A 15,215-nucleotide genomic window follows, 5' to 3' on the forward strand; every position below is an offset into this window, starting at 1 on the left:
GTCAACGTGAGATGAAAGGGAATGTCTCGTTAGCTGGGAGGTCTGTGGAAAAACTCTCAAAGGTACAAACAACCAACCGGGACTGTAATAACATATAAGAGCTTGTAAAAGAGGCTGACGCACTCCATAGTGGCGGCATGAATGACACCCACCGTAACAGTGCCAGCTCTTTCCCCTGAACTCCTCTAGATAGGTCCCGCATGAGCGCACAGACGAAACCGACCCTCACCGAACGCTTGAAATCCCTCTGGGACAGCTACGGTATTGAGGTTCTCAAATTCGGTACCGTGGGCGGCGCCGCCTTCATCGTGAACTCTGTGACGGTGTGGGTGCTGATGATAACCGTCATGTCGGAGGCTCACACCAAGGCGAAGATTATTGCAAGTATCGTTGCAACCATCTTCTCGTGGCTCATGAACCGTCTGTGGACCTTCCGCGACTCCCGCTCCGAAAACTGGAAGCGCGAAGCCATCGAATTTGGTCTGGTGAACCTGCTCGGCATCCTCGTTGAGGCAGGCTGTGTGGCATTCAGTACCTACGTGCTGAACCTGCGCACCCCCGAGGCGTCCTTCATCTCCGGTACGATTATCGGTACCATCCTGGGTACCATTCTTCGCTACTTCCTCTACCGCTTCTGGGTCTACGGTTCGCACCGCCAGAAGGTTGACGAAGGTGAAGGCACCGACCACGAAGAGCTCGGCCGAATGTTTGACGAAGCTGCCGCCATTCTCGACGGCGAAGAGCCTGCAGCACGTAAGGCTACCTCTGAAGCAGCCGCACCCGAGCCACAGGCGAATCCCGGTTCGCAGCACTCCTAGACCCCGCCTAACACCGACCATCAGCTAAGACGTGTTCTAAAAACTTATCCCCCGATACGGCGCGTATCGGGGGATAAGTTTTTTAAAATCCAGGAAACTTGGAAGAATCACTCGCCGCGGGGAATCTCCGCCGCACGCTCGGACGCCATCAGGGATGCAAGCTGCTCACCCTGCCAGTTGACGCTCGGGTCAGCCACAAACACCGCATGACCGGAGAGCAAAATCGCCAGAACCTCCAACAGGGTGCTCAAGGTCGCCTCCGAGGCATCAAAACCGTAGTCGGGGCTCAACTCCAAAGCGAGCGCACGCTGCCCCGAAGGTAGCGTATAGCCCGCCGTACGATAGGCCTGTGCCTGCGTGAGAGCCTGCTCGTAGGCTTCCGCGTAGCTGAAACCCTCAATGATTTCTACCGAATCATCGGGAAGTAGACCCGAGTACTGGTCGCCAAAGCTACGCACCAGGGCGCAGTAATCGAGCACCTCCTCGGCGTGCGGAGCCAGCGCCTGCAGATCGCCGGTGTAGGAAAGCGCCAGCGGTGCACGGTCAACCGCCAGAAGGTACGCGGGGTCATTCGTGTAGCCCGCCTCCTGCTCGGTGCAGACCGCGGCAACCAGCGGCTCATCCTGATCGAGGAGAGCGCCCACGCGCAGTACCGCCAGGCCCAGAACAATAGTGCGCCAGTGCAGAGGTGCTTGGAGGTCAAAACCCTCACCGGGCTCCAGCTCGCATTCTTCAACCAGCAGGTTTGCGCTCTTATCAACCCAATTCATGATGACCCTGCCGGAGAGCTCGATGCGCTCGCCGTTTGCTGAGTACCAGATGAGGGCGGGGGTCTGCTGGCTGCTGAGCTTCTCAAAGAAGCGATTCAGAGTTGTGGGCATGGATGCGCCGGCGGGGGAGAGAGTAACCATGTGTTTCACTCTACAGCACCTCTAACGCGCTGGTTGAGGGCATTGGGAAGGACGCGAAACACTGGGCTAAAGATACAGGCGTAAAGCAAAAGCTCCTAAGGGGCTTGTAAAAACCTAATACCTGAAAATATTTGACAGATCTAAAGTGCATTTGAAATATGGCATAAATATGAATTTGAAATGTAAATGCTTCGCAATGCCCCGAAAAAATATTCAGAAACTGCATGGTGAAAAAAGATAAACTTTTTTCATCTAATTATCTTCTTTGTTTCTGCAGAGGTGGTGTGGACACCTAAACCGGGGATCTATATTTGCGGTCAGAATGCGGATTTTCTGTGGGCTACTGCCCTAGTGGGTGCCAATATGAGGAGTGGAAAACTTGAGGTAGCCCTTGGTTGCAAGCAAGAAGGGGTGGCAGGCGTAAAAATGTATAAAGGTCAAATTTACATTAAATATGACGCCCGCAACACATACATCTAAATATTGTTTAAGTCTAGTTTGACGAATCGGCGTGTCGCACGTCTAATAGATATATAAGCACGTTTGCTTTGGGGGACCGTAGAGGCCAGAGCAAACCATGCCACACCATACACACTAAGATTCCGTCCACGACGGATCCGCAGACTCATTAAGCTCACAATGAGAACACGGAAGGAAAACCCATGGGCTCCTACATTGCATCGGACCGCTCCATCGCGGCCGCGCGCGCATCAGGCGCTCAGCACCGTAGCATGAATCCCACTCAATCCCTCGAAAAAGCCGCCGACGCCTTTCTATCAGACGCAGAACGAAACGCTCCTGCCTGCACCGACGTATGGACCGCAGCGGCAGGACTCTACGGAACCGAAGGCGAAGACGGAGAACTCGCCTGGCAAGCTGAAGCGCTCTGCGCCCAAACCGACCCCGAAGCCTTCTTCCCCGAGAAAGGTGGCTCCACCCGAGACGCCAAAAGGGTATGCGGTGTATGCCCCGTGCGCGAAGAATGTCTACAATATGCAATGGACAATGACGAGCGCTTCGGAATCTGGGGCGGCCTGTCAGAACGTGAACGCCGCCGACTGCGTAAGCAGGCGAACTAAGCCAGGAAGGTACCACCCACATGCAGACCGCACGACTGTGCTCCCGCCAGACCTGCCAGCGAGAGGCGACTGTTACTCTCCAGTACTCCTACGCAGACTCCACGGCCATCATCGGCGCTCTCTCTGAATTTCGTGAGCCCCACGCCTACGACCTCTGCGATGATCACGCTGCACGGCTGACGGCACCGCAGGGTTGGCGAGTGGTCTACAAGGTACCCGTCCAGGGTTCGGACACCACCGAATCCTAGAATTCGAACCCAAGAATTTAAACACCCGAATGCAAAGAACCTTCCGTGAATTCATGCGGAAGGTTCTTTGCGTATGAGAAACTGGCAGATAGTACAGACACCCGCAACTCACTCAAACACCATTCACTCGAAAAGAACGCGAGATCCATGAGCAAAGAAACACACCGAGGAATGTGGGGCGCACTGCGCCCGGCCATCCGTCGAAATAGCGCCGAAGAACTCCTCAAAGCTCGCCGAGCAGAGACCGTGACTAGCGAACCTGCACCGCACACCGGAGCCTTCGGACGCATCGTAGCAGACGTACCCACCGTCGCCGAAGAACCCGACTTGCCTACCGGCTCCGTACCCGTCGTCCCCGCACGTAGCAAACTCCGCGAACAGGGTGTCGGCACCCGCGTACGCACCCGCACCAACGTCTCCACCGGCTTCGTGCCCCTCGTGCGCGACTCGCAGAGCACCCCCAAAAACCCGACCCTCAGCGACCTCAACCGCGAAACCATGCAGAGGGCAGCCGAAGCAGAAGCAGCTGCAGCAGCAGAAGCTGAAAATGCGGCTGAAGCAGAAACCGTCGCTACCGCGGAGGCGGCAAGCGCCTTCACCGCCGGACGCAAGTACCGCACCGAAACCACTCGCACCGGTCACACCCACGCAGTCGCGGACCCCAACGCACCGCTATCTTCCCTGGCTGCCTCGCCCGAAGCTGCAGAACGCGCCGCAGCCCGCGAAGACGCCGTGGAAGACACCCCGCGCTTCCTCAAGCTCCGCGCAACCCTCATCGCGCTCACCGTACCGCTGACCGTACTCATGATCGCAATCCGCGCTGTAGCCTCCGCGCCCTTCCTCTGGCTCGAATACCACCGCCCCGGATTCCCCGAAGACAGCTACGGCTACTACCTCGTCGAGAGGATGCGCCTGGGCTCTTATGGCGTGGACTACATCAACAACTTCGCGCCGCGCGAATACCTCGCCCGCGTCACCACCGGTGCCGACAACACCCTCGCCTTCACCGAAGCAGAAGTGAACCACATGCACGACGTGAAATGGGTACTGCTCATCGCCACCGTAGCCGTTGCCGCATTCTTCCTGCTGACGCTCTTTAGCAGCATCTCCCTGCGCGAGCGCGCCCCCGGCACCATCCGCCGTAGCCTCTTCTGTGGCGCGTGGATTACCCTGGGACTCATCGCGGTGCTCGGCGTTGTGGGCGTCTTCGGTTGGGAATGGCTGTTTACCACCTTCCACCAGGTGTTCTTCCCGCAGGGCAACTGGGAATTCTCCGTACGAAGCTCCCTGATTCGCCTCTACCCGCCGCAATTCTGGATCGACGCGGCAATCGCCGTAGCGGTCCTCGTAGCAGCGCAGATTACGCTCCTGCTCGTGACCACCTGGCCCACCAAATACCGCAAGCTCAAGGCAGAACGCCGCCGCCAGGAACGCCAGGAACTGCGCGTCAAGCTCGCCTCCGCACGAGTCGGCGAGAACTAAAATCATCAGCCGCTTCACCGTGCAAACCAGCGCGGAAAGGGCACAACAAAGGGGGCTGGGCTCTACCACACGGTAGAACCCAGCCCCCTTCGCTATACCCAAGCTCGTATCGCTCGAGCCCTAAATCCAGGACTTAAACCACATGTGCGAATACCACTGCTCATACGGAATCACCTGAGCAGTCCACAGCGGCATAAAGTACGCACTCAACATGAGCACACCCACCAGGTAAATCGCCACCAGCGTCACGCCCAAACGGGCACGCAACACCGAACCGCGAGCACCCGACAGCGCCAGACCCAAAACACCCGCCAACAGCAGGATCAGGAATGGCTCAAAGGACAGCGCGTAGAAATAGAACATCGTGCGGGTCGGGTACATAAACCACGGGAAATAGCCCGCGCCGAACACAACCAGCAGCGCACCAAAACGCCAATCACGCTTCAACAGCAGGACCAGAAGCGCCACAATAATCGCCGGAATAAACGCCCACCAAATCGCCGGGTTACCGATATTCAAAATAGCCTCGGAACAGGACTTCACGGTACAACCCGAAGAACCCAGCTTCGGCGACTCATAGTAGTACGAGGTCGGGCGACCCAAAACCAGCCACTGCCACGCCTGCGAAGCATACGTATGCGGGCTACTCAAACCAGAATGGAACTTAAACGCCGACACATGGTACTCCCACAGGGAACGCAGATCCTCAGGAAGCCACATGACACCCTTGCCCGGGTTCTCAACAGCCCAACGGCGGAAATACGCATTCGACGACTGGAACCAGCCTGCCCAGGTGCTCAAATACACCAGCAGACCCACACCAATCATCTGGAAGAACGCGGGGATGCCGTCACGCACCAGCGCCGTCAAACCCCACTTGTCCAGGCCCACAATACGGCGAGCATTAATATCCCAGAACACCGTCAGCAGACCCATCGCCGCAATAAAGAACAGCGAATTCCACTTCACACCCACCGCGGCACCGGCACACACACCGGCAGCGAAACGCCACAGGCGCAGGCCCATGCTCGGGCCCCACGGCATCGGCGGAAGCACACCGCTATTCTGGCGTGCCGCCTCCGCAATATTGCGCGCCAACACGCGCCGCGCCTGAATACGGTCAAGCACCAGACACACAAAAGTCGCGAGAATCCAGAACATCTGGAAAATATCCAGCAGAGCCAGACGAGACTCCACCAGCATCAGACCATCCACAGCAGCCAGCAACGCCGCAATAGTCGCCACCGTCATCGAACGGAACAGCAACCAGCCAACATAGGCAATCAAAGCCACCGACAGGGTGCCAATCACCGCAGCAGAAACACGCCAACCAAAGGGATTATTATCACCAAAAATCGCCATGCCCGCGGCAATCATCCACTTACCCAACGGTGGATGCACCACATACTCTGGCGAATCCGTCAACAGACCCGACGGGTGACCGGCAGCAAAGGACGCATTAGCGTCCTTCGACCAGCTCAACTCATAGCCATAATACACATACGAGTAGGCGTCCTTGGCGTAGTACGTCTCATCAAAAACAATGGCATTCGGATGCGCCAAATTATAAAAACGCAGAATTCCGGCAACCAGCACAATCAATGCAGGCGCCAACCAACCCCAACGCGGGGCACGAATATAGGCAACAGCGAGCGCATCCAGCAGAGAATCGAGGCCGTAACGACCGCGTTCAGACGAAGAACGGGTCAAATCGGCCGGACCAACCGGAGCGGCAGATGCGGGAGAAAGTAGCTTAGGTATCTTCACCCCATCAATCCTAAAGGGTCAGAACGCACGATGCACCATTTCAGCCCGTGAACGGCTTATATGAAGCACCCTGAACCTGCGCCTGACGCAGCGCCCCGCCCGGCAAGATCACCCGGCGCCGGACAGAGCGCGGGCGTTACACTTAGTGGGTACACGAAGACCAGACACAGACACGAGGCCTGCCATGACCGCACCCGCAGAATACACCGAAGAGATCGTCGACCCCTCAGAAACGGTCGAGGCACCCCAGGCTGACGTCGCTGTCACCTCCGAAGAAGGCGGCGTGCTCATCCTCGGCGGCACCCCCATCGGCAACCTCGCTGACGCCTCCGATCGACTGCGCTCGGCTCTTGCCACCGCAGACCTCATCGCCGTTGAAGACACCCGCAAGCTACGAACCCTCGCCTCCGGGCTTGGCGTGCGCACTCGCGGTCGCGTCATCGTCAACCACGACCATAACGAAGAAGAACGTAGCGCAACCATCGTGCAGGCGGTGCAGGACGGCCAGCGCGTGCTCCTTCTCTCGGATGCAGGCATGCCCACCATCTCCGACCCCGGCTACGTTGCCGCCGCAGCCGTCGCGGAAGCCGACCTGCCCGTCACCGTGGTGCCCGGCCCCTCCGCTGCGTTGACCGCGCTCGCGCTCTCCGGCCTGCCCACCGGACGCTTCACCTTCGAAGGCTTCCTCGCCCGCAAGGGCTCCGAGCGCACCCGCCGTCTTGCATCGTTGGCGGGGGAGGAACGCACCATGATTTTCTACGAATCCCCGCACCGCACTGCCGCAACCCTGGCAGACTTCGTGCAGATCTTCGGCGCTGACCGCCGCGGAACGGTCAGCCGTGAGCTAACTAAGCTTCACGAAGAGGTTCGACGCGGTACCCTGGCTGAGCTTGCCGAATGGGCTGAGTCTGAACGCGTCCGAGGCGAAATCGTCATTATTGTTGAGGGCACACAAGCTCCCGAAACCCCCGAAGCGCGGGACGTCGTGCAGCTAGTCCTCGACCGTGTGGCTGGCGGCGAGCGCCTCAAGAGCGCCTGCGCCGCGGTCGCTGCCGAGACCGGCACCTCCAAGCGTGACCTGTACGAGGCAGCCCTGGCTGCCCGCTCCGAATAACCCAAAACACCCGCAGTTTTACCCCGCAGTTTTATCCCGAGGATTTATCAATGTGTCAGAGCCACCCCGGTCCTGAAATCACCCAGGAGTACCTGAACTCCCTCGCCGCCCTGGCGAACTACACCCTGCCCACCCCCGCGGCACTCCAGGCAACCGCCCTGCCTAACGGCTGGGAGCCGGTGCCCGGTGAAGTACCCGCACCCTATAAGGCGGAACTCTACACCGGCATCAGCGACGCCGAAGGCGGAGAGGGAACCCGCCGTCGCTCCACCACCGGCGAGAACGGTCGCAGCCGCAACCTGGTCTTCCCGCCCGCCCCCGAGCCGCTACCGTACCCGATTGTGGATAACCACACCCACATGGACCTGCTCGACGGCGAGGTAGAAATCAGTGCCCGCGATGCGCTCGATGCCGGTGAGAAGCTCGGCATCGGCGCCATCGTGCAGGTCGGATGCGATATCCCCTCCTCCCTCTACGCCGTGGCCGCCGCCCAGGCTGACGAGCGTGTGCTGGCCGCCGTCGCCATTCACCCGAACACCGCCCCCGAGCTGGCTGCAGCCGGACAGTTGGAGGCGGCGATCGCCACCCTCGACGAGCTTGCCACCGCCGACCGCGTGCGCGCCATCGGTGAGACCGGCCTGGACTACTTCCGCACCGGAGATGAGGGTAAGGAAGCACAGCACTACAGCTTCCGCGAGCACATCCGTCTGGCAAAGAAGCATAACCTGGCGCTGCAGATTCACGACCGTGACGCGCACGAGGACGTTGTGCGGATCCTGGATGAAGAGGGTGCGCCGGAACGTACCGTGTTCCACTGCTACTCGGGTGGGCCCGAGCTGGCCACAATCTGTAACGAGCGCGGCTGGTACATGAGCTTTTCGGGTACGGTTACCTTCAAGAACTCGAAGGGTATTCAGGAATCGCTGGCGATGGCTCGTCCCGAGTTGATTCTGGCTGAGACGGATGCGCCGTTCTTGACCCCGCATCCGTTCCGTGGTCGCCCGAATGCGTCTTATATGACAAATTACACAGTGCGTTTTATGGCGGCTCACCGCGGTGAGGAGCTGGAGGCGTTGTGCCGCCGCATTCGCGAAAATTCGGAGCGTGTGTACGGTCAGTGGTAGGCTGATTAGTCTGCTAGGTTATGAGGCGAGTGTATTTTTCAGTACGATGTTCTATGACAGTTGCAATTGTGCATTATCTTTTTATTAGCGAATGTGCATGTTTCTGTGATAGTTTCATATTATTCACTCTCATAATAAATATTCTCTTCCGGAAGTCGTAGATAGAGATACCCCAACCACCTGACGTTTGCACGACATGTGCCATGTCCGGGTTCCCCTCTAAGCACTATGTGCTCCCCATGCGACGTCATCATGAAATCGGAGAATTCTTTTGATGAGAATTACTAAATATGTTCTGGGCCTGGATGGTGCTAACCGTTTTGACTCGTTCTATTCTGTGGGCGCTCCCGCACAGGGGTTTGTCCGTTACTCCGCGGTGGACAACCGCGATAACCACGTCACCGATGAAGAGTTTGACGTAGAGTTTTTCCGTAGTCGTTGGCATTGTGACCCTAACCCCGCTGAGAAGGGGTGTATGCTCAGCCACGTGAAGATGTGGCGTGACTTCGTCGCTAGTGACGCTGATTGGGCGCTGATTGCTGAAGACGACATCCTTATTTCTCCTGACGCTGAGGCGGTGGTGAACGCAATTATCACGAAGTATCCGCAGGTACAACTGGTGAACCTTTGTGATTCTTTTGCGAATGACGCTGGCAAATTGAATCCGCACGTGGAGTATATTCGCTTGTCGTTGTTGTCTCCCTTCGTATACGGCAAGTACCGTATGGGTAAGCCGTACGGTAGCTGGCCTTTGGTTTGTACTGGCCTGTATCTGATTTCCCGATCGGGTGCTGAGCTGTTGCTCAAGCAATTCGAGAGTAAGGTTCCGGGTACTGTGGCTGATGACTATAAGCTGTACCAGCAGTGGGGCGTGGATGTGCGTTTTGTGCAGCCTGGTCTGTGCGGCTGGGAGGGTAGTAGCGTTATTCTGGAATCTGGTAAGCGTCATCTGGATAAGGTGAATAGTCTCCAACACGGTACTGGCCCTCTTGACCGTTTGCGTATTGCTTTGGCGCCCAAGAAGCGTATTACAAATGCTAAGAATGCTCTGGAAGCCACTTTTGATGAGGTGAAGCACCGCCTGGGTAAGGCGGAGTAAAGGGGAAATTCATGGCAAAAATTCTGAAATACGTTCTGGGACTGGACGGCGCTAACCGGTTTGATTCTTTCTTCTCGGTGGGGGCACCTGCTCAAGATTTCCAGCGTTATTCTGCGGTGGATAACCGTGATGATCACCTCACTGATGCACAATTCGATAGCAAGCTGTTCTTGACTCGTTACGGTAAAGAGCCGAGGCCTGCCGAAAAGGGTTGCGCTTTGAGCCACTACCACATGTGGAAGGACTTCCTCGCTTCAGATGCCGACTGGGCTTTGCTAGCAGAGGACGATGTCCTCATTTCCCCTGACCTGCAGCCTGTAGTGGAGAGGATTATCGAAAAGTATCCTCACGTGCAGATGGTTAATCTGGGCGATATCTACGCTTCTGAAGCTGGCAAGTTTAACCCGCAGGTTGATTATCCCCGTCTTTCGTTGCTTGCTCCTTTTGTGTACGGCAAGTACCGTATGGGTCGTACCTATGGTTCAAAGCCTCTGTACGGTGCTGCCTTGTATCTTCTTTCGCGCTCTGGAGCTGAACGACTCGTAGAATGTTATGGCGAGACGGTTCCCGGCGTTGTTGCTGATGATTATTCTCTCTACCGAGAATGGGGAGTAGACGTATATTTGGTGCAGCCCGGCCTGTGCGGTTGGGAAGGTACTAGCCTCATTCAAACTTCTGGCGTTCGTCACTTAGAAAGTCTCAAGAGCACGCAGTATGGTACCGGTTTTATCGACCGGTTGCGCATCGCCCTGGCGCCGAGGAAGCGTTTGCAGAATGCAAAGAATGTCCTGGAGGCAACTTTTGAGGATTTGAAGCGGCACCTGGGACGGTAACCCAGAGACGGAATGGGCTACTGCTATCACATAAAAATTGATATGTGGGGCTTCTGCCTGACTTTTACCCCCTCCCTATCGCACACACGATAGGGAGGGGGTACTCGTTTGTTAGGCACCAGTAGAGCTGCAACATATGGCGTCTTATTCTTGGAACATCTGAGATTGGTGCATGTTGTATTCAGCATTGGGCGCGGATGTGCGCTACGCGTAGCCCAATCTGCGCGGCTGGGAATAATCCCGCGCCTCATCACCGACCTCAAATATTCGCCATATTGAAACGCCGTCTAAGGTCTATAGACGAACAATATCGTTGATTTCCCGCGTGTCCTGCTGGCTCTGAAGGTACGTACGGCCATAGCTAAGACCGCTTGGTTGTCTACCGTTGAAGATGTGAAGCACCGCCTGGCACGGTAACCTGGAAGGTAGCACCCTCCACCTAACCGAAGGAATACTGTGAACAATCTGCCCCTGCTCGGACCGGCCGAGATTCGCGAGCTCGCTGAGAGCCTCGACATTCGACCCACGAAGACTCTTGGGCAGAACTTTGTGATTGACCCCAATACGATTCGTCGTATTGTCAATGCCGCGGAGATTTCATCTGAGGAGACGGTGCTGGAGGTCGGCCCGGGTCTGGGCTCGTTGACCCTCGGTATTCTGGACGCGGCGAAGGACATGGTCGCGGTGGAGATCGATCCGCCGCTGGCTCGGCAACTCCCGCACACCATTGAGAAGTTCCGTCCCGAGAAGGCGGGTGATATCGATGTGGTGCTGATGGATGCGCTGAAGGTGACCGAGCTTCCCCGCACCCCGGCCGCCCTGGTAGCGAACCTGCCCTACAACGTGGCGGTGCCGGTGCTCCTGCACCTGTTCGGGCAGTTCCCGAGCATCCGTCACGCGCTGGTGATGGTTCAGGACGAGGTTGCCGACCGTCTTTCGGCGACTCCGGGTTCGAAGATTTACGGTGTTCCCTCGGTCAAGGCCAATTGGTACGCCGAGGTGTACAAGGCGGGTGTTATCGGCAAGAATGTGTTCTGGCCGGCCCCGAAGATTAACTCCGGTTTGGTGGGCTTCCGCATGCGCGAGGAGCCTCTCTCAACCGTGGACCGTGACCTGGTGTTCACGATTATCGATGCGGCCTTCGCCCAGCGCCGTAAGACCCTGCGCGCTGCGTTGAGCTCCTGGGCGGGCTCGGGTGCGCGTGCGGAGCAGATTTTGGTGGCTGCCGGTATCGCCCCGACCGAGCGCGGTGAGAAGCTGGACATCCACGGCTTTATCCGTATCGCGGAGGCTTCGCTGACCGTCCCGGCTGAGCCTGCCGCAGAGTAGTTTCCTCCTGCACCGAATTTTTCATTGATGTTCTTAAGCGAGTTTCCGCGCGAAAGGTGTATGCGCTGATGAGTACCGCCTCCCAGACTGCTATTTCGGTTGATGCCCCCGGAAAGGTAAACCTGTACCTTGCTGTGGGGGACGTTCGCCCGGACGGCTACCATCCGCTGACCACGCTTTTTGCTGCGGTTTCTCTGACCGAGACCGTCACCGTCTCTGAAGGGCAGACTCAGGGCCTGAGCCTGAGCATGGATATTGTGCCCGGTTCCCTGGTGGATCAGCAGATGCAGGCTGGCCAGTTCGATCCCGCCGACGTGCCGATGGACGAGCGGAACCTCGTATACCGTGCCGCCGAGCTGATTCTTGCCGAACACGGTATTTCTGGGCACGGCGTTGAATCCACGCCGGCGCTGCACCTGCACATTGCGAAGGCTGTACCCGTGGCCGGTGGCATGGCGGGCGGTTCAGCGGACGCGGCTGCCGCCCTCATTGCTACGGACCGCTATCTGCACGCAACCGGCCGCACCGGTGCGCTCCTGACCCAGACGGATTATGAACGTCTTGCCGCGCAACTGGGCGCCGATATTCCCTTTAGCGTGCGTGCCGCGCTCGGGCAGGCCCTCGCACTGGGGCAGGGGACCGGTACCGAGCTGCAGAATATTGCGGCGCCTCGGGAACCTCTGCACCTGGTGATTGTTGCCGCGCAGTTTGGCCTCTCCACCCCCAGCGTATTCAAGCAGCTGGACGCGGGCCGTGCCGCCGGTGAGTATCCCGCCTCCGGCGAGCTGGTGGAACCCCTAGAGCTTCTGGAAGCCCTGAACTCTTATGACGGTTCGGAGGCGGCGCTCGCCTCCCTAGCGGCCCTGTTGCGTAACGACCTGCAGGCACCCGCACTCTCGTGCGCCCCGCAGCTGGCTGAAACCCTGGCCCTGCGCAATGACGGGGCAGTGCACGCATCTCTGGTGTCTGGCTCCGGTCCGACCGTGCTGCTACTGGCCTCTTCTCAAGCACGAGCAGAGGCTCTCGCTACCTCTCTCCGTGTTGAGGGCCACCACGCCGTAGCTGCCGAAGTTACTAGTGCGTAGCTCATATATCTGTCACACTAGATAACGATTTATCACTCACTGACTTCTATTATTCTCTGGCGGAAAGGGAGAATCTTATGAAGGTTAAAAATATTGTTATCGCCCAGGACCGTTTTAGCCTTCTTGGCGGTATTACGACCGTTAACAGGATCCTGGGCAGGGCCTTTAAAGAAGCCGGGTACAACGTTAGCTATCTGGCGCTCTACGACAATACGGGAGATAACCCTGACGCTGTGACCCCGGATTTTGTGATCCGCGCCGGTTCGCTTGTCTCGAAGACCACCCATAATAAGCTGGTGTACAACAACCCCGGACCGCTGGGTGCCGTGCTGGCGGCTAAGAAGGCATTTACCGTCCTGTGGGACCGCTATAACGCAGTGCGCACCCGCCGTTACCTGCAGTCGCTGGGCAAAGATACCGTTGTTCTGACCTCGATGACCGACATTGCTGAGTATCTGGTGGACTATGCGCGACAGGGGCGGAAGCAGGGGATCGGGTATCTCTACGAATTCCACAGCGCTTTCGACAGCTTTCACCGCACAACTCGTGAAAAGACCCTTAAGGATATTGGGCGCTACTACGACTCCTTCATCGCGCTTTCTGAAGGAGACGCGCGCCTCTTTGCTGAATGGCTGAACCGCCCGGTTGACGCTGTCTTTAACCCTAACGTTTATATCACCCCTGAGATTCAGCAGAAGATTATGGGCATAGCTCAGCAGAAGAAGCCAGTTATTCAGTATATTGGCCGCTATGGGGCTGAGAAGGGTCTCATGCGCATTCTGGAGAGCTTCATTGCGTGTGCGCCGGAGTTCCCTGAATGGACTTTGAAGCTCAACGGCAGCGGAAATGACGAGACTGAGCGTCAGATGCATGAACTTCTCGAGACCCTTGAACCTGCCCTCGCCGAGCGTATCGTGGTGGGTGGACCCCTGAGCTCCGAGCAGGTGCTTGAAGCCTATGCTGAAGCATCATTGACCATTTGTGCCTCTGATTTTGAGGGTGGCCCCATGTCTTTGCAAGAGGGCATGCGCGTTGGTACGCCTTTGGTTTCTTATCCCTCCAGCTATCTATTGTTGGACTATTTGCCTGAATTCGGCTATCTCGCTGAAGAACGTAGCGTTGAGGCGCTGACGAAGCAGCTACGCCTGGCTATAGGTGATGATGAATTGAGAGCTAAAAAATCTGCTTTGTGCGTTGAGAAGTCCTCTATTTTCTCTCCCGAATATATTGTTCAGTGTTGGGAGAAGGTTTTTGGCTCTATCCACCGTTAGCTGTAAGCACCGAGGAATGCTTATATAGAAGAATGCCGGTTCTAGATTTACTCTAGAACCGGCATTCTTCTATATCCTCTGCAGGCTAACCATTAGAGGTGCATCGAAAGATACGTTATTATCCCATGAGCTGACGTTCCGGGACCGCATGGAAACGGTATTGGAGCATCCCCTTGAGAGCGCCTATGTTTGCACCGGCTTCTCGTGCACCCACCAAACGAGTAGCAGGGAAGAGTAGCAGCGGTAGGGACTTCGCCAGAGCAATAACCGAGTACTTGATGCTCGGGCCGGTCATACCCCGGTCCTTGAAACGAGCCCAGAGGAGCATGCGGTAGTGCTGGTAGTTACGTTGCTGACGGAAAATCTGCTTTGGGGTGGAGCGAAGACGGTAGCGTACCAGCGAGGCGTAGGTCTTATAGAAGGGCACGCCGCTTAGGCTCACGCGCCAGGAGAAATCAGTCTCTTCGGACCCCGCGATGTAGCTACAATCCATGCCGCCGTTACGTATGTATACATCGCGCGGGACGGAGAAATTGCAACCGGTAATTGAGGGCAGGAAACCCGCGAAGGGAGGTACCTGGTCTTCGGTCTCCACGAGGGAGCTGTTCTCTAAGACCTTCTCGTCAGAATCGAGGGGCACGCCGTAGGCTTTGAGCACCTCAGTGGGATTGGTATTGTGCAGGTTAGCTCCCGAAACGAGCGCGGGGCTGTGCCTGTCGTGTACCGCTAGGTGGCCTTCCAACCATCCGGTTTCCACGTAGTCGTCCGAGTCACAGTAGACAAGAATCTTGCCTCGGGCTTCCAACGCACCAACGTTACGGGCATTAGCGGGGCCCTTAATGTTGCTGGAATCTACCCAACGCAACGGGTAGGGGGCGTTGAACCTCTCTACCAGTGCGCGGGTATTATCAGTGCTACCGTTGTCGCTGACCAGCACCTCGAAAGAGCGGCTAGTTTGCTGTTCAGCCAGGGCTTGTAGCTGCTTTTCAATGAATGCGGCGCCGTTGTAGACAGGAATCACGACGGAGGCTTCGTACGCGTACTGTTCGCTCATG

At 57.2% G+C, this 15,215-nt stretch carries 14 protein-coding genes; 11 read left to right on the forward strand and 3 right to left on the reverse strand.

The features are described 5' to 3' along the window. The first annotated feature begins 200 nt into the window (after positions 1-200). On the forward strand, positions 201-818 hold the full coding sequence (locus HMPREF2836_RS00555; RefSeq protein WP_070629018.1) for a GtrA family protein: 618 nt from the start codon (positions 201-203) through the stop codon (positions 816-818). Positions 819-925: 107 nt separating this feature from the next. Here HMPREF2836_RS00555 and HMPREF2836_RS00560 read toward each other — a convergent pair whose 3' ends face one another. Then, positions 926-1,729, reverse strand: a complete 804-nt coding sequence (locus tag HMPREF2836_RS00560) for a TIGR03089 family protein (RefSeq protein WP_070629019.1) — start codon at positions 1,727-1,729, stop codon at positions 926-928. A gap of 662 nt (positions 1,730-2,391) precedes the next feature. On the opposite strand from HMPREF2836_RS00560, the gene HMPREF2836_RS00565 reads away from it, so the two are divergent. From HMPREF2836_RS00565 to HMPREF2836_RS00575, 3 genes are all read left to right on the forward strand, one after another. Then, positions 2,392-2,808, forward strand: a complete 417-nt coding sequence (locus HMPREF2836_RS00565) for a WhiB family transcriptional regulator (protein ID WP_070629020.1) — start codon at positions 2,392-2,394, stop codon at positions 2,806-2,808. Positions 2,809-2,828: 20 nt separating this feature from the next. Next, positions 2,829-3,056 carry a DUF3499 family protein gene (locus HMPREF2836_RS00570; protein WP_070614652.1) on the forward strand — a complete coding sequence of 76 codons (228 nt, stop codon included), beginning with the start codon at positions 2,829-2,831 and terminating at the stop codon, positions 3,054-3,056. Between the two features lie 147 nt (positions 3,057-3,203). After that, positions 3,204-4,538: a DUF1461 domain-containing protein gene (locus HMPREF2836_RS00575; RefSeq protein ID WP_070629024.1), complete on the forward strand. Its 1,335-nt coding sequence runs from the start codon at positions 3,204-3,206 to the stop codon at positions 4,536-4,538. Positions 4,539-4,658: 120 nt separating this feature from the next. On the opposite strand, the gene HMPREF2836_RS00580 is transcribed toward HMPREF2836_RS00575, so the two are convergent. Further along, positions 4,659-6,305 carry a dolichyl-phosphate-mannose--protein mannosyltransferase gene (locus HMPREF2836_RS00580; RefSeq protein ID WP_070629025.1) on the reverse strand — a complete coding sequence of 549 codons (1,647 nt, stop codon included), beginning with the start codon at positions 6,303-6,305 and terminating at the stop codon, positions 4,659-4,661. Between the two features lie 184 nt (positions 6,306-6,489). Between HMPREF2836_RS00580 and rsmI the strand changes: the two genes are divergently transcribed. The 7 genes from rsmI to HMPREF2836_RS00615 all read left to right on the forward strand — a co-directional run bounded on the left by rsmI (position 6,490) and on the right by HMPREF2836_RS00615 (position 14,160). Next, entirely contained in the window at positions 6,490-7,419 is a 930-nt protein-coding gene (rsmI, locus tag HMPREF2836_RS00585; RefSeq protein ID WP_070629028.1) for a 16S rRNA (cytidine(1402)-2'-O)-methyltransferase, read from the forward strand. Between the two features lie 50 nt (positions 7,420-7,469). Next, the gene (locus HMPREF2836_RS00590) at positions 7,470-8,543 is read left to right on the forward strand and encodes a TatD family hydrolase (RefSeq protein WP_070629030.1); all 1,074 of its coding nucleotides are present in this window, start codon (positions 7,470-7,472) and stop codon (positions 8,541-8,543) included. A gap of 274 nt (positions 8,544-8,817) precedes the next feature. Beyond that, positions 8,818-9,642, forward strand: coding sequence for a glycosyltransferase family 25 protein (locus HMPREF2836_RS00595; protein ID WP_236146153.1), 825 nt, complete (start codon positions 8,818-8,820; stop codon positions 9,640-9,642). Positions 9,643-9,653: 11 nt separating this feature from the next. Next, positions 9,654-10,475: a glycosyltransferase family 25 protein gene (locus HMPREF2836_RS00600; protein ID WP_070629032.1), complete on the forward strand. Its 822-nt coding sequence runs from the start codon at positions 9,654-9,656 to the stop codon at positions 10,473-10,475. Between the two features lie 456 nt (positions 10,476-10,931). After that, positions 10,932-11,804 carry a 16S rRNA (adenine(1518)-N(6)/adenine(1519)-N(6))-dimethyltransferase RsmA gene (gene rsmA, locus HMPREF2836_RS00605; RefSeq protein WP_070614637.1) on the forward strand — a complete coding sequence of 291 codons (873 nt, stop codon included), beginning with the start codon at positions 10,932-10,934 and terminating at the stop codon, positions 11,802-11,804. A 68-nt stretch (positions 11,805-11,872) separates the two neighbouring features. Further along, on the forward strand, positions 11,873-12,889 hold the full coding sequence (locus HMPREF2836_RS00610) for a 4-(cytidine 5'-diphospho)-2-C-methyl-D-erythritol kinase (protein ID WP_070614636.1): 1,017 nt from the start codon (positions 11,873-11,875) through the stop codon (positions 12,887-12,889). A 77-nt stretch (positions 12,890-12,966) separates the two neighbouring features. Beyond that, positions 12,967-14,160, forward strand: a complete 1,194-nt coding sequence (locus tag HMPREF2836_RS00615) for a glycosyltransferase (protein WP_070614635.1) — start codon at positions 12,967-12,969, stop codon at positions 14,158-14,160. Positions 14,161-14,278: 118 nt separating this feature from the next. On the opposite strand, the gene HMPREF2836_RS00620 is transcribed toward HMPREF2836_RS00615, so the two are convergent. Beyond that, a complete protein-coding gene (locus tag HMPREF2836_RS00620; protein WP_070629034.1) occupies positions 14,279-15,214 on the reverse strand; it encodes a glycosyltransferase family 2 protein in 936 nt (311 codons plus the stop codon). Position 15,215: the final 1 nt, after the last annotated feature.

It is taken from the genome of Rothia sp. HMSC065C12 (assembly GCF_001812085.1).
Lineage (GTDB): Bacteria > Actinomycetota > Actinomycetes > Actinomycetales > Micrococcaceae > Rothia > Rothia mucilaginosa.

What these genes read in the sequence shown, in the direction of transcription:
- HMPREF2836_RS00575 (WP_070629024.1), top strand. Translation starts at nt 3,204, where the DNA reads ATGAGCAAAGAAACACACCGAGGAATGTGGGGCGCACTGCGCCCGGCC.
- HMPREF2836_RS00570 (WP_070614652.1), top strand. Translation starts at nt 2,829, where the DNA reads ATGCAGACCGCACGACTGTGCTCCCGCCAGACCTGCCAGCGAGAGGCG.
- HMPREF2836_RS00600 (WP_070629032.1), top strand. Translation starts at nt 9,654, where the DNA reads ATGGCAAAAATTCTGAAATACGTTCTGGGACTGGACGGCGCTAACCGG.
- HMPREF2836_RS00595 (WP_236146153.1), top strand. Translation starts at nt 8,818, where the DNA reads ATGAGAATTACTAAATATGTTCTGGGCCTGGATGGTGCTAACCGTTTT.
- HMPREF2836_RS00590 (WP_070629030.1), top strand. Translation starts at nt 7,470, where the DNA reads ATGTGTCAGAGCCACCCCGGTCCTGAAATCACCCAGGAGTACCTGAAC.
- HMPREF2836_RS00620 (WP_070629034.1), bottom strand. Translation starts at nt 15,214, where the DNA reads ATGAGCGAACAGTACGCGTACGAAGCCTCCGTCGTGATTCCTGTCTAC.
- HMPREF2836_RS00615 (WP_070614635.1), top strand. Translation starts at nt 12,967, where the DNA reads ATGAAGGTTAAAAATATTGTTATCGCCCAGGACCGTTTTAGCCTTCTT.
- HMPREF2836_RS00565 (WP_070629020.1), top strand. Translation starts at nt 2,392, where the DNA reads ATGGGCTCCTACATTGCATCGGACCGCTCCATCGCGGCCGCGCGCGCA.
- rsmI (WP_070629028.1), top strand. Translation starts at nt 6,490, where the DNA reads ATGACCGCACCCGCAGAATACACCGAAGAGATCGTCGACCCCTCAGAA.
- HMPREF2836_RS00560 (WP_070629019.1), bottom strand. Translation starts at nt 1,729, where the DNA reads ATGGTTACTCTCTCCCCCGCCGGCGCATCCATGCCCACAACTCTGAAT.
- HMPREF2836_RS00555 (WP_070629018.1), top strand. Translation starts at nt 201, where the DNA reads ATGAGCGCACAGACGAAACCGACCCTCACCGAACGCTTGAAATCCCTC.
- HMPREF2836_RS00610 (WP_070614636.1), top strand. Translation starts at nt 11,873, where the DNA reads ATGAGTACCGCCTCCCAGACTGCTATTTCGGTTGATGCCCCCGGAAAG.